Source organism: Pseudomonas brassicacearum (genome assembly GCF_918698105.1).
GTDB lineage: Bacteria > Pseudomonadota > Gammaproteobacteria > Pseudomonadales > Pseudomonadaceae > Aquipseudomonas > Aquipseudomonas brassicacearum_F.
Genome location: NZ_CAKKMI010000071.1, coordinates 16,745 through 30,737, shown reverse-complemented (window position 1 = coordinate 30,737; position 13,993 = coordinate 16,745). Strand labels below are relative to the sequence as shown.

The following is a 13,993-nucleotide window of genomic DNA, read 5'->3' as shown; positions in this document are numbered from 1 at the left end:
GTATGACAGCCACCGAGATGTTGACTGACACTCCGCTATCGCGAGCAAGCTCGCTCCCACATTAGTATTCGGTGTTTCTTAATAATAAGGATCAGGTCATGCGCGCATTGGCTGCATTGAGTCGCTTTGTCGGCAACACCTTCGCTTACTGGGTACTGATTTTCGCGGTGCTGGCTTTCCTGCAACCGCAGTGGTTCGTCGGCCTTAAAATCGCCATCGTACCGCTGCTGGGCCTGGTGATGTTCGGCATGGGCCTGGCGCTCAAGCTGGAAGACTTCGCCGAAGTGGCCCGTCATCCGGGACGCGTCGCCTTGGGGGTGGTTGCCCAATTCGTGATCATGCCCGGCACGGCGTGGCTGCTTTGCCAAGTGTTCAGCCTGCCGCCGGAGATCGCCGTCGGGGTGATCCTGGTGGGTTGCTGCCCGAGCGGCACGTCGTCCAACGTCATGACCTGGCTGGCTCGCGGTGACCTGGCCCTGGCCGTGGCGATTTCCGCCATCACGACCCTGCTCGCCCCTCTGCTGACCCCGGCGCTGATCTGGCTGCTGGCCTCGGCCTGGTTGCCAGTGTCGTTCTCGGCGCTGTTCTGGTCGATCCTGCAAATCGTCCTGTTGCCAATCGCATTGGGCATCGTTGCCCAACGCCTGCTGGGTGCCCGGGTCCGTCATGCCGTCGAAGTGCTGCCGCTGATATCGGTAGTGAGCATCGTGATCATCGTCGCGGCGGTGGTTGCAGCCAGTCAGGCAAAAATTGCCGAATCCGGCCTGCTGATCATGGCCATCGTGATGCTGCACAACAGCTTCGGTTATCTGCTGGGGTACTTCACCGGGCGCTTGTTCGGCCTGCCGCTGGCCCAGCGCAAAACCCTGTCGCTGGAAGTGGGCATGCAGAACTCCGGCCTGGGCGCGGCGTTGGCGAGCGCGCATTTTTCGCCGCTGGCGGCGGTGCCCAGCGCGCTGTTCAGCGTCTGGCACAATATTTCCGGGGCCCTGCTCTCGACGTACTTCCGGCGCATGAGCGAAAAACAGGACCGTGAACTACAGGCCCGTCAAGCGGCGGACTGAAGGAGAATCTTGACCGAATCGTCAGCATTGGGCACTCTTGCGCCCAATGCGGGGACGACCCCGCAACGCTAGAGCGATCGTTTAACCGGGGACGACCCCATCCATCGATGAGGTGTGTGATGTCCTGGATCATTCTGTTTTTTGCCGGCCTGTTCGAAGTCGGCTGGGCTGTCGGCCTGAAATACACCGACGGTTTCAGCCGCCCTCTCCCCACTGCACTGACAATCGCCGCCATGGCCATCAGCCTCGGCCTGCTCGGCCTTGCAATGAAGGAACTGCCGCTGGGTACCGCCTATGCGATCTGGACCGGGGTCGGTGCCGTGGGCACGGTGATCGCCGGGATCATTTTGTTTGGTGAGTCGATGGCGCTGGTTCGCCTGGCCAGCGTGGCGTTGATCGTTGCGGGGTTGATCGGGCTCAAGGTCAGCGCTTAGGCCACTGTCGCCATCGCGAGCAAGCTCGCTCCCACCTTTGACCGAGTTGCCCAAACGGGACGCGGTCCATTGGGGGAGCGAGCTTGCTCGCGAAGAGGCCCGCAAGGGCACCGATTACCTGACTGTGCCGCGCAACTCCCCCACCAACGCCTGCAACTTCGCCGGCTCTGCCACTTCCACGGCGACCGCTGAACCCGCCACCAGCGTCACCCTCGACCAGAACCGGCGAAACAGTCCTTTGGCCGGGTCGCGACTGAAAAAACTGCCCCACAAGCCCTGCAACGCCAGGGGAACCACCGGCACCGGGGTCTCCTGGAGGATGCGTGTCAGTCCGCTCTTGAACTCATTGATCTCACCGTCACCGGTCAGTTTTCCTTCAGGGAAGATGCACACCAACTCACCGTCCTTGAGGTATTGGGCGATTCGCTTGAAGGCTTTTTCGTAGATGTGAATGTCTTCCTGGCGCCCGGCAATCGGGATCGTCCCGGCGGTGCGGAAGATGAAGTTCAGCACCGGCAGGTTGTAGATCTTGTAGTACATGACGAAGCGAATCGGCCGACGCACCGCGCCGCCAATCAGCAAGGCGTCGACGAAGGAGACGTGGTTGCAGACCAACAGCGCAGCGCCTTCATCCGGAATCGCCTCCAGGTTGCGATGCTCCACGCGGTACATGGAATGGCTCAGCAGCCAGATCATGAAACGCATGCTGAACTCGGGGACGATTTTGAAGATGTAGGCGTTGACGCCGATGTTGAGCAGCGACACCACCAGGAACAGTTGCGGGATCGACAGTTTGGCCAGGCTCAGCAGCACGATGGAAACGATGGCCGAGACCACCATGAACAACGCGTTGAGAATATTGTTGGCGGCAATCACCCGCGCCCGCTCGTTCTCTACAGTGCGCGACTGGATCAATGCGTACAGCGGCACGATGTAGAAACCGCCAAAGACACCCAGGCCCAGGATGTCGATCAGCACCAGCCAGGCGTGACCGAAACCGAGCACTTCAAGCCAACCGTGCCCCTCGACACTGTCAGGGATTCCACCGGAATGCCACCACAACAGCAGGCCGAACACCGTCAGCCCGAACGAGCCGAACGGCACCAGGCCGATCTCGACTTTGCGCCCGGAAAGCTTTTCGCAGAGCATCGAACCCAAGGCGATCCCCACCGAGAACACCGTCAGGATCAAGGTCACCACGGTTTCGTCACCGTGCATCCACTCCTTGGCATAGGCCGGGATCTGCGTCAGGTAGATCGCACCGACGAACCAGAACCAGGAGTTGCCGACAATCGAACGGGACACTGCCGGGGTTTGCCCCAACCCCAGTTTCAGGGTGGCCCAGGATTGGCTGAAGATGTTCCAGTTCAGGCGCATTTGCGGCGAGGCCGCGGCTGCGCGCGGAATGCTGCGGCTGGCCAGGTAACCGAGCACGGCAACGCCGATGATCGCGGTGGATACCACGGGTGCGTACTGCGCCGAGGACATCATGATCCCGGCGCCGATGGTGCCGGCCAGGATCGCCAGGAAGGTGCCCATCTCCACCAGGCCGTTGCCACCGACCAACTCTTCCTCGCGCAAGGCCTGCGGCAGGATCGAGTACTTCACCGGGCCGAACAACGCCGAATGCGTGCCCATGGCGAACAGCGCCACCAGCATCAGCGATAAGTGATCGAACAGAAACCCTACTGCGCCAACCGCCATGATGGCGATTTCGCCGAGCTTGATCAGACGAATCAACGCGTCCTTGGCGAATTTTTCCCCAAACTGCCCTGCCAGCGCCGAAAACAGAAAAAACGGCAGAATAAACAGCAGCGCGCAGAGGTTGACCCAGATCGAGCGATCGCCCTCGATGGTCAATTTGTAGAGGATGGCGAGGATCAGCGACTGCTTGAAAATGTTGTCGTTGAACGCGCCCAAGGACTGCGTGATGAAGAACGGCAGGAAACGCCGCGTGCGAAGCAAGGTGAACTGCGAAGGGTGACTCATCTTCCATGTTCCTGAGTGACGTGGACGCTTATTGGAATGACGCTTTTTGATCCAGGCCACACATTACCTGTCTTTAGCGATTATTTCGCCAGCCCTGCAATACAGGGCGACACAAACAACTCACCGTGCCAGGCGCCCAGCACCGTACGCCGCCCGACGATCAGCCACATCACCACCAGCATCGCCACCAGCACAGCCCCGAACGCGCTGAAAAAATCCAGGCCCAGTAAGTCCGCAAGCTTTAACGTGGTCAGCGCATACACGCCCAAGGGAAAGGTGAAGCCCCACCAGCCGAGGTTGAAGGGAATGCCTGCGCGCAGGTAACGCGCGGTGATCAGCAGCGCCATCAACATCCACCACAACCCCAGCCCCCACAGCGTAATGCCGGCCACCAGGCCCAACCCGGCGGCGATTTCACCCACGCCGGGCAGGCCATTGGCGGCAAAAATCAGCGGGGCATCGTTGCCCAGCAGCAACATGCCCAGGGCGCCGGTGCCGATCGGGCCGAGGGCCAGCCAGCTCGAGGCGGCCATGTTTTCGTGAGGCAGTTTGTGCAGCGCCATGCGCAACAGCAAAATCGTCAGGATGCTGAACGCCACCGGCAGGGAAAAAGCCCAGAGCACGTAGCTGGTCACCAGCATGACCAATTGACCATGGGCGTCGGCCAGATGCGGCGCCAACAGCCCGCCACTGGCCGCCGCGACTTCAGCGGCCACCACCGGCAAGAGCCACACGGCGGTCATCTGGTCGATGCGGTGTTCCTGGCGGGTGAACATCAAGAATGGGATCAGCACGCCACAGGCCAACGACATGACCACGTCGATCCACCATAACGCCTCGGCCACCGCCACCACACCGCTCCCCCAGCGCGGCAGCCCAAATACCAAAAAGCCGTTGATGATGGTCGCCAGCCCCATGGGAATGGTGCCGAAAAACATCGAGACCGTTGAATGGCCGAAAATCCGTCGCGCCTCGTCGAAGAACAGCACCCAACGGGCCGTGTACATCAGGGCGAACACCACGAACAACAGCGTGTTGAACAACCACAAGCCTTCGCCCACGCGGCGCAGGCCCGGCACATTCCCAGGCCATTGCGCCAAGGCCAGCGCCAGCACGCCGGTGCCCATGACCACGGCAAACCAGTTAGGCGTGAATTGGCGAATGGCCTCCAGCGGCCTGGGCAGATGGCTCAATGGACGCAAGCGTTTTTTTGCAGCGCAGCATGTCATGGCGAACTCCTGTCCTCGGATGAGGTGACGCCATGCTAGAGCCGGATCGAATATCTATATAACGGGTAATTTCTCTATATGTTATCGGTTCTACAGATAATCATCAGACACTGCCTTCGGTCTCGATCACCAGGATTCTCGCTTCGCCCAAGGGCCTGGCCACATGCTCTGTGCCCACCGATGCGTAGAAAATGTCCCCGACCTCCAGCAAGGTCTCCTTTTCGACACCCTCTTCCCGATAGCACATCCGCACTTGCCCATCGAGTACCACGAAGACTTCCTCGCCGTCATTGACGTGCCATTTGTACGGCTGATCGGTCCAGTGCAGGCGCGTGGTGATGCCATTCATGTTGGCGATATCCAGGGCCGCCCAGGCGCGGTCGCCGGTGAAGGATTTGCTGCGAATGATTTTCAAGGGATCCACCCGGAAGCTAGCTGAGGCGCCAAGACTAACCCACTGCCAGCGGCGCCTGCATGCCTGGTTTCAAAGCCGAGCGCCATCGCTGACCGATCTCATGGATTGACGTAACCCCAACAACGCAACGACACACAGCACAATCAACACCGCGCCATAGCCATCGGTGGTCGGGATCAAGCCGAACACCCGCGTCAGGTTCCCCGCCAGCAGCGACGGCAGGCTGAAGGCCAGGTAACTGAGGACATAGAATGCCGACATCAAGCCGGCCCGTTCGTGGGGCAACGCCAGCGGCATGATGCTGCGCAGCGCGCCCAGGAACCCAGCACCGAAACCGCCACCGGTGACCAGCGTGCCGACGAAGAACAACGGCAAGCTGGCGCCATGCACCGCCACCAGCACCAATACAAGACCGATCACCAGCAGGCTCGCGGAGGGGCGCAACATTTTGTCGGCCTCCTGGTTGCGCAACAGGTAGATGGATAACGCGCCGCTGAGGGTCAACACCGCCACCAGCGCGCCACCGATCAGGTTGGAGGTCGATCCGGTGGCCGCTAGCACCAGGGACGGTGCCAGTGACAGGTAGAAACCGCCCACGGCCCAGGCCGCCAGGTCCAATGGCAGGACCCGCCACAAGGCTTGCCGCGCCTGAGGCGGCACATGCAGGGTTGGCCGCAGGGACTGCCAGGCACCGGGTTGCGGGCTGACGCTTTCCGCCAGGCGCCAGAGGTAAACGGCCTGGCCCAGGAACAAGCCCAACAAAAGCCAGTAGGTCAGTTGCAAGGGCAACGGCGCGAATTCAGCCAGCAGGCCACAGCCCAGCGCCCCGCAGGCCATGCCCAACAGCGGCGCGACGCTGGTGATCAGCGGGCCTTGGCGACGGTCGAAATCCAGCAAGGCCGCCCCCAGTACGCTGGTGGCCATGCCGGTGGCAAAACCCTGGATCAACCGGGCACTGATCAACCAGGCAACACTGTCGGCGCTGATAAACAGCAACATCGCCAGCATGTTGAGCAACAGTGCCACGAAGATCACCGGTTTGCGGCCCAGGTAGTCCGACAGCGAACCCACGGTCAGCAAGGCCGCCAACAGACTGAAGGCGTACACACCGAAAATCAGCGTCAGGACGGCCGGGGAAAATTGCAATTGTTCCTGGTAGAGGTGATACAACGGCGTCGGCGCGCTGGACGCCGCGAGAAAACCGAGCAAGGTGAGCGCCAGAAATATCAGGCTGGCGCGGGTCGAAGCTGGACGGGACATGGGCACGCTCCACAAGAACATTCGCAAAAGCTAATTTTTTGCTTTTGCGAAGTGTGCTACCGGTGTGCGCTTAAAGCAAATTCTTTGTGTTAAGGTCTGACGCATGGCAATTAAAGAAGGTTTACGCCCCGGCGGTCGAAGCGCCCGGGTCCAAGAGTCGATTCATTCGGCGGTCCGCGACCTGCTGCAAGAGCAGGACCGCGCGACCCTGACCGTACCGCAAATCGCTGCGCGCGCCGGGGTGACGCCGTCCACCATCTACCGGCGCTGGGGTGATCTGCCGGCGCTGCTGGCCGACGTCGCCATCGCCCGTTTACGCCCCGACAGCGACCCCGCCAATACCGGCAGCCTGCGCGGCGACCTGCTCGCCTGGGCCGAACAGTACCTGGACGAAATGAGTTCCGAGCCCGGTCGCAACATGATGCGCGACATCCAGGCCTGCGCCACTCCGGGGTATTGCGTAGGGATCATCAGCCGTCAATTGCAGATCATCCTGGACCGCTACCCCGATGAGCCCAATCCCGGCGTCGAACGGCTGATCAATGTGGTGGTGGCGCCGACGGTGTTTCGTATCCTCTTTGCTACCGCGCCGTTAGCGGTTGAGGAGTTGTATCGGCTGGTGGATATTGCGTGGGCTCAGTAAGGCCGCCATCGCGAGCAAGCTCGCTCCCACATTTGATCTGCTGTGAATACAAAATTTATGCTCGCCCAAGACTCGGTGTGGGAGCGAGCTTGCTCGCGATGAGGCCAGCAAAAACCCTGCATAACCCAAGAATCCCCCCTCCTGCGACACCCCACCACGCCTCGACCTTGGTCGACACTGACGAACCCGTGCGGGCATGCGAGACTGTCCTGCCGGGCTCACGTCCCGGTATCTTTGTCCGGGAGTTTCCATGTCGCTGTCCAGCGGGCTGATCGCCGTTGTCGCCCTGGCCTATATGGCCATCATGTTCGCCATCGCCTTCTACGGTGACCGGCGCAGCACGCCGCTGCCGCCGCGGGTGCGGGCCTGGGTCTACAGCCTGTCGCTGGCGGTGTATTGCACCAGTTGGACGTTCTTTGGCGCCGTGGGCCAGGCCGCCGAACAGCTCTGGTCATTCCTGCCGATCTACCTCGGGCCGATCCTGCTGCTGGTGCTGGCGCCGTGGGTCCTGCAGAAAATGGTGATGATCAGCAAACAGGAGAACATCACCTCCATCGCCGACTTCATCGCCGCCCGCTATGGCAAGTCCCAATCCCTGGCGGTGGTGGTTGCGCTGATCTGCCTGGTCGGCGTGCTGCCGTACATTGCCTTGCAACTCAAGGGCATCGTGCTCGGGGTGAACCTGTTGATCGGCGCCGGCGCCGATGCCATGGGTACCCGCGCCCAGGATACCGCGCTGATCGTCTCGCTGATCCTGGCGCTGTTCACCATTGTGTTCGGTACCCGCAACCTCGACGCCACCGAACACCACCGCGGCATGGTGCTGGCGATCGCCTTCGAATCCCTGGTCAAGCTGTTCGCCTTCCTGGCGGTCGGGGCGTTCGTGACGTACGGCCTGTACGACGGTTTCGACGACCTGTTCAACCAGGCGATGCTCGCGCCGCGCTTGGAGCAGTACTGGAAAGAAACCATCAACTGGCCATCCATGGTGGTGCAGACCGGGGTGGCGATGATGGCGATCATCTGCTTGCCACGACAGTTTCACGTCACCGTGGTGGAGAACATCGAACCCCAGGACCTGCGCCTGGCCAAGTGGGTGTTCCCCGCGTACCTGGCCCTGGCCGCGCTGTTCGTGGTGCCCATCGCCCTCGCCGGGCAAATGATGCTGCCCAGCTCGGTACTGCCGGACTCCTTCGTCATCAGCCTGCCGCTGGCCCAGGCCCATCCGGCCCTGGCGTTGCTGGCGTTCATTGGCGGCGCCTCGGCGGCTACCGGCATGGTGATCGTGGCCAGCGTGGCGTTGTCCACCATGGTTTCCAACGACATGTTGTTACCGTGGCTACTGCGCCGCAACAACGCCGAGCGGCCCTTCGAAGTGTTCCGCCAGTGGATGCTGTCGGTGCGTCGGGTGAGCATCGTCGTGATCCTCTTGCTGGCCTACGTCAGCTACCGTCTGCTGGGTTCGACAGCGAGCCTGGCGACCATCGGCCAGATCGCCTTCGCCGCCGTGACCCAACTGGCCCCGGCCATGCTCGGCGCGCTGTACTGGAAACAGGCCAACCGCCGCGGCGTGTTCGCCGGCCTCGCCATGGGGATTTTCCTGTGGTTCTACACCTTGGTGTTGCCGATCGCCGCTCACAGCCTGGGCTGGTCGCTCACGAGCTTCCCCGGCCTGGCCTGGTTGCACGGCAATCCATTGAACCTGCCGATTACCCCCCTGACCCAAGGGGTGGTCCTGTCCCTGGCCGGCAACTTCACGCTGTTTGCCTGGGTGTCCGTGCTGTCGCGCACACGCGTCTCGGAACACTGGCAGGCCGGACGCTTCATCGGCCAGGAAATCAGCGCCCGCCCCAACCCCCGCTCAATGTTGGCGGTGCACATCGAAGACCTGTTGCAACTGGCCGCCCGTTTCGTCGGCGAGGAGCGGGCGCGGCAGAGTTTCATTCGCTTTGCCTACCGCCAGGGCAAAGGCTTCAACCCGACCCAGAACGCCGACAGTGAATGGATCGCCCACACCGAACGCCTGTTGGCCGGTGTACTCGGGGCCTCTTCGACCAGGGCTGTGGTTAAGGCCGCCATTGAAGGTCGAGAGATGCAGCTCGAAGACGTCGTCCGGATCGCAGACGAAGCCTCGGAAGTACTGCAGTTCAACCGCGCGCTGTTGCAAGGCGCCATCGAGAACATCAGCCAGGGCATCAGCGTGGTCGACCAGTCCCTCAGACTGGTGGCCTGGAATCGTCGCTACCTGGAACTGTTCAAGTACCCGGACGGCTTGATCAGTGTCGGCCGACCCATTGCCGATATCATCCGCTACAACGCCGAACGTGGCCTCTGCGGCCCAGGCGAAGCCGAAGTCCACGTCGCCCGACGCCTGCACTGGATGCGCCAAGGTCGTGCCCATACCTCTGAAAGATTGTTCCCCAACGGCCGGGTGATCGAGCTGATCGGCAACCCGATGCCCGGTGGCGGTTTCGTCATGAGTTTCACCGACATCACCGCCTTCCGTGAGGCCGCACAAGCGCTGACCGAAGCCAACGAGGGGCTGGAGCAACGGGTGGCCGAACGCACCCGGGAGTTGTCACAGCTGAACCTGGCCCTGACCGAAGCCAAGAGCACCGCCGAGGCGGCCTATCAATCCAAGACCCGGTTCCTGGCGGCGGTCAGCCATGACCTGATGCAACCGCTCAACGCCGCACGGCTGTTCTCCGCCGCGCTGTCCCACCAACACGACAGTTTGCCGAGCGAGGCCCGGCAACTGGTCCAACACCTGGACAGTTCGCTGCGCTCGGCTGAAGACCTGATCACCGACCTGCTGGATATCTCCCGCCTGGAAAACGGCAAGATCAACCCCGACCGCAAGCCGTTTGTCCTCAACGAATTGTTCGACACCTTGGGCGCCGAGTTCACGGCGCTGGCCCAGGAACAAGGCCTGAAATTCCGAATGCGGGGCTCTCGGCTGCGGGTCGACAGCGACATCAAGTTGTTGCGGCGGGTTTTGCAGAACTTCCTCACCAACGCCTTCCGCTATGCCAAGGGCCCGGTGCTGTTGGGGGTACGTCGGCACAACGGCGAGTTGTGCCTGGAAGTCTGGGACCGCGGGCCGGGCATCGCCGAGGATAAGCTGCAGGTCATTTTCGAAGAATTCAAACGCCTGGACAGCCACCAGACCCGCGCCGAAAAAGGCCTGGGCCTGGGCCTGGCCATCGCCGACGGGCTCTGCCGCGTGCTGGGCCATACCTTGCGCGTGCGCTCCTGGCCGGGGCGCGGCAGCGTGTTCAGCGTCAGCGTCCCCTTGGCCCATACACAGGTCGTCGCACCGAGCCCCGCGACCGAACCCAACGGTCATTTGCCAATCGGTGCCCAGGTGCTGTGTGTCGACAACGAAGACAGCATCCTGATCGGCATGAACAGCCTGCTGACACGTTGGGGGTGCCAAGTGTGGACAGCGCGCAACCGGGAAGAATGCGAGCGTTGGCTGGCCCAAGGCGGTCGACCGCAACTGGCGCTGGTGGATTTTCATCTGGACGATGGCGAGACCGGCACCGAGCTGATGGCCTGGTTGCGCACGCGCATGGGCGAACCGATTCCGGGTGTGGTGATCAGCGCCGACGGCCGACCTGAGATGATCGCCCAGGTGCATGCGGCGGGCCTGGATTACCTGGCCAAGCCGGTGAAGCCGGCGGCGTTGCGGGCGTTGTTGAGTCGACATTTGCCGTTGTGATTCGGGCAAATGGTGGCCCTTGCGGCGAGGAAGCTTGCTCCCGCTGGGCTGCGCAGCGGCCCCCTCTTTTGTGAGTGCTGCGCACTCAAGCGGGAGCAAGCTCCCTCGCCACAGGGTTCTGCTTCAGCCTTGGGTTTGTGTTTCAGCCCTGGGTTTTCTCGCCGGCTTCTTCCGGCAACTCAGGCAGCCCATCTGCATCGGTCATCGCCCGCTCGAGCAATTCGCTGGGCAAGCTCTTGCTGGCCCGGGCGCCGAGCAGCTTGAGCTGTTCACTGCGGCTGATCAGGTTGCCGCGCCCTTCCGTCAATTTGTTGCGCGCCGCGCTGTAGGCTTTGTCCAACTGCTGCAAGCGACTGCCGATTTCGTCCAGGTCCTGGATGAACAAGACGAACTTGTCATACAGCCACCCGGCCCGCTCGGCGATTTCCCGGGCGTTCTGGCTCTGGCGTTCCTGCTTCCACAAGCTGTCGATCACCCGCAGGGTCGCCAGCAGTGTGGTTGGGCTGACGATCACGATGTTGCGATCGAAGGCTTCCTGGAACAGGTTCGGCTCGGCTTGCAGGGCGGCGGAAAACGCCGCTTCGATCGGCACGAACAGCAACACGAAATCCAGGCTGTGCAAACCGTCCAGGCGCTTGTAGTCCTTGCCGGCAAGGCCCTTGACGTGAGCTCGCAACGACGCCACGTGTTGCTTGAGGGCGTGTTGGCCGATGGCGTCATCTTCGGCAGCTACGTACTGCTGATAAGCCGTGAGGCTGACCTTGGAGTCGACCACCACTTGCTTGTCGCCCGGCAGGTAAATCAACACGTCCGGCTGGAAACGCTCGCCGTCCGGGCCCTTGAGGCTGACCTGGGTCTGATACTCGCGGCCCTTCTCCAGGCCGGCATGTTCGAGCACCCGCTCCAGGATCAGCTCGCCCCAGTTGCCCTGGGTCTTTTGGCCCTTGAGCGCCCGGGTGAGGTTGGTGGCTTCGTCGCTCAAGCGCAGGTTCAGCTGTTGCAAGCGCTCCAGTTCCTTGCCCAGGGAGAAACGTTCCCGGGCCTCGGCCTGGTAACTTTCTTCGACGCGTTTTTCGAACGACTGAATGCGCTCCTTGAGCGGATCGAGCAACTGGCCCAGGCGCTGTTGGCTGGTTTCGGCGAAACGCTGCTCACGCTCATCGAAGATTTTTCCGGCAAGCTCGGCGAACTGTGCCCGCAACTCGTCGCGCGAACCTTGCAGATCATCCAGGCGTTGTTGATGGCTTTCCTGCTGCTCGCGCAGTTCGGCATGCAACGACGCCGCCTGGGCATCGAGCCGCCGCAGTTCCGCTTCCTTGTTGGCGCGCTCGAGGTTCCAGGCGTGGGCGGCATCCCGGGCGTTGTCGCGCTCGATCTGCAACAACTCGACTTCACGGCAGGCTGCGGCAAGCTCGGCTTGCTTGGCGGCGTTGGCCTGGCTCAGGTCGCTGATCTCATCGCGGCAGGCATCGAGTTGGGCATTGAGGCCGTCATGGGCCATGTGCGCGGTGGCCAGGCGTTCTTCCAGCAGGGCCTGTTCGGTCTGCGCTGCGCTGGCCTGGCGTTGCAGGTGCCAGGCCAGTGCCAGCAACGGCACCGCAGCGCCCGCCAGGCCAAACAACAGGCTGGTCAAATCCATAGCCATGACAATTCCTGCCGATCAAATAAAGCCCGAAGGGTAACCAAGCGGCCGGGGGTTGCCCAGCTCGGTCTTCGTTTTCAGCCTTCGATTTCACCGAGGGCCCGGCGGGCTCGATCATCGCCGGCCCGCGCAGCCTGGCGCAGCAGGTCCTGGCCGATGCGGCGATCCCGGGCGTTGCCGCATTCACGGCACATCAACTGTCCGAGGCGACTTTGCGCGGCCACCACGCCTTCACGGGCCGGTTGCTTGAGTAAACGGCCGGCCAAGTGCTTGACGCTGGGGCTGTCCCCCAGTCGCGGGCTGTCGAGCAGCCACTCAGCCACCCGCATCGAAATACGCTTGGGTGGGGTAACACCAGGGGGTGTGGAGGTAACAGGATTTGATACGGAGCGAAACTTCATAAAACACTGTGGGATAGATCGGAAGGCGCGCCACTCTACTCCTTTTTTCGTACGGGTAAAGCCGAAAAAAAACCAGCACGCCCGTGCTAGAGCAAGCGCTTGGGACAATCCACAGAAGCTGTGGATAACTCAGTGGACAACCCACCCTGAACTCGCGCAAAGCCCTGTGGAACGGGGCCTGCGCTCAAACTGACGATTTTTTCACCAGTAAAAAAAAGCGATGTTTTTCATTGACTTAAATTTTGGATACAGGCACCCACCCCGGATTGTTTCGACATGACAGTACAGTGACAAGTGGTGCAGCGAGTGTGCACAAGTAACAGCCGAATGGGTTATAACGCTGCGCTTTTTTGGCGCATTCGGCGGTAAAACCTGGGGATAACCCTCTGCCCTTGTCCGCGATATGCGTGGCATAGACACACCTGCGCACACGTGAATCCTGTGCTAGCGTGCGCCTCCCCACAGCGGTTATCGCCCTTTTGAATATTTTTTAACCAACGCCCTTCCCTTCATGGTTTCGATCCGTTAGTATCCGCAGCGTTAGTACCAAGCTGAAAGTCAATTCCGGGTCGAACACATCTCCGCGGTCAGCCATCCTGCAAAGGACGCCTCATCGAAAAAAGGAGACCGGCCCCCTCGATGGTTTCCAGGTAAACCTTGTGTCAACACAGCCTTTGATCGAATACAAAGGGTGTTGCCAAGCTCATTACTCTGACCGAACCAACCTGCAAAATTGATCAGGATCTTCACCCCGGGCCCAGAACCTTTGCCCTCGATGTGTTGCCTGCCCTCCTAAGTACCTACCTGCCAGCCCAAGCGCGCACTTTATATAGCGCTCAAACTGGCTGCTTTGTTCCAGTCGGGTTCTTCGTTCGACCAATGGTGGTCGACGTTACTGGAACGTTTTAACGTTGCACGGTTCTTAACCGTGTCATTTGTAGGAACACCCATAACATGTCTACTCAAATCCATGCACAGGATGCTATTCGCACCCTCACCAACGCTTTTGCCCCGATGAACTGCCTGATCATGGCCGCTCGCAAAGGCTGCTTCAGCTTCACCCTGGTCAACGAACACGGCATCGCCCGTCACAGCGAACGCCTGTACCCCGATCAGTACTCCAGCGCCGAACCGCTGCAGGCCGTGATCGAGCGTACCCGCCAGGCACTGGTTGCCTGAGACGCCAGAAAGGCTG

General features: G+C 61.4%; 11 protein-coding genes. 5 read left to right on the top strand and 6 right to left on the bottom strand.

Translation table 11 applies throughout. The features are described 5' to 3' along the window. Positions 1-98 precede the first annotated feature (98 nt). Entirely contained in the window at positions 99-1,064 is a 966-nt protein-coding gene (locus tag LQ215_RS23155; RefSeq protein WP_230152739.1) for a bile acid:sodium symporter family protein, read from the top strand. 119 nt (positions 1,065-1,183) lie between these two features. After that, positions 1,184-1,498: a quaternary ammonium compound efflux SMR transporter SugE gene (sugE, locus tag LQ215_RS23150; RefSeq protein WP_003204587.1), complete on the top strand. Its 315-nt coding sequence runs from the start codon at positions 1,184-1,186 to the stop codon at positions 1,496-1,498. Between the two features lie 114 nt (positions 1,499-1,612). On the opposite strand, the gene LQ215_RS23145 is transcribed toward sugE, so the two are convergent. From LQ215_RS23145 to LQ215_RS23130, 4 genes are all read right to left on the bottom strand, one after another. Beyond that, a complete protein-coding gene (locus LQ215_RS23145; RefSeq protein ID WP_230152738.1) occupies positions 1,613-3,487 on the bottom strand; it encodes an MFS transporter in 1,875 nt (624 codons plus the stop codon). Between the two features lie 80 nt (positions 3,488-3,567). Next, on the bottom strand, positions 3,568-4,716 hold the full coding sequence (locus tag LQ215_RS23140; RefSeq protein WP_230152737.1) for a TDT family transporter: 1,149 nt from the start codon (positions 4,714-4,716) through the stop codon (positions 3,568-3,570). Positions 4,717-4,819: 103 nt separating this feature from the next. Beyond that, positions 4,820-5,131, bottom strand: coding sequence for a cupin domain-containing protein (locus tag LQ215_RS23135; RefSeq protein WP_057448581.1), 312 nt, complete (start codon positions 5,129-5,131; stop codon positions 4,820-4,822). 69 nt (positions 5,132-5,200) lie between these two features. Continuing rightward, positions 5,201-6,391, bottom strand: coding sequence for an MFS transporter (locus tag LQ215_RS23130; protein WP_230152736.1), 1,191 nt, complete (start codon positions 6,389-6,391; stop codon positions 5,201-5,203). 103 nt (positions 6,392-6,494) lie between these two features. On the opposite strand from LQ215_RS23130, the gene LQ215_RS23125 reads away from it, so the two are divergent. Then, complete coding sequence (locus LQ215_RS23125) at positions 6,495-7,034, top strand: TetR/AcrR family transcriptional regulator (protein ID WP_230152735.1); 540 nt, start codon at positions 6,495-6,497, stop codon at positions 7,032-7,034. A gap of 250 nt (positions 7,035-7,284) precedes the next feature. Continuing rightward, positions 7,285-10,755, top strand: a complete 3,471-nt coding sequence (locus tag LQ215_RS23120) for a hybrid sensor histidine kinase/response regulator (protein WP_230152734.1) — start codon at positions 7,285-7,287, stop codon at positions 10,753-10,755. Positions 10,756-10,897: 142 nt separating this feature from the next. Here LQ215_RS23120 and rmuC read toward each other — a convergent pair whose 3' ends face one another. Then, positions 10,898-12,286 (bottom strand): DNA recombination protein RmuC, encoded by a 1,389-nt coding sequence (rmuC, locus tag LQ215_RS23115; RefSeq protein ID WP_162893918.1) that lies wholly within the window; start codon positions 12,284-12,286, stop codon positions 10,898-10,900. A 188-nt stretch (positions 12,287-12,474) separates the two neighbouring features. Continuing rightward, complete coding sequence (locus LQ215_RS23110; protein ID WP_072348674.1) at positions 12,475-12,798, bottom strand: sel1 repeat family protein; 324 nt, start codon at positions 12,796-12,798, stop codon at positions 12,475-12,477. Positions 12,799-13,752: 954 nt separating this feature from the next. Between LQ215_RS23110 and LQ215_RS23105 the strand changes: the two genes are divergently transcribed. After that, on the top strand, positions 13,753-13,977 hold the full coding sequence (locus LQ215_RS23105; RefSeq protein ID WP_003204606.1) for a hypothetical protein: 225 nt from the start codon (positions 13,753-13,755) through the stop codon (positions 13,975-13,977). The last annotated feature ends 16 nt before the right edge of the window (positions 13,978-13,993 follow it).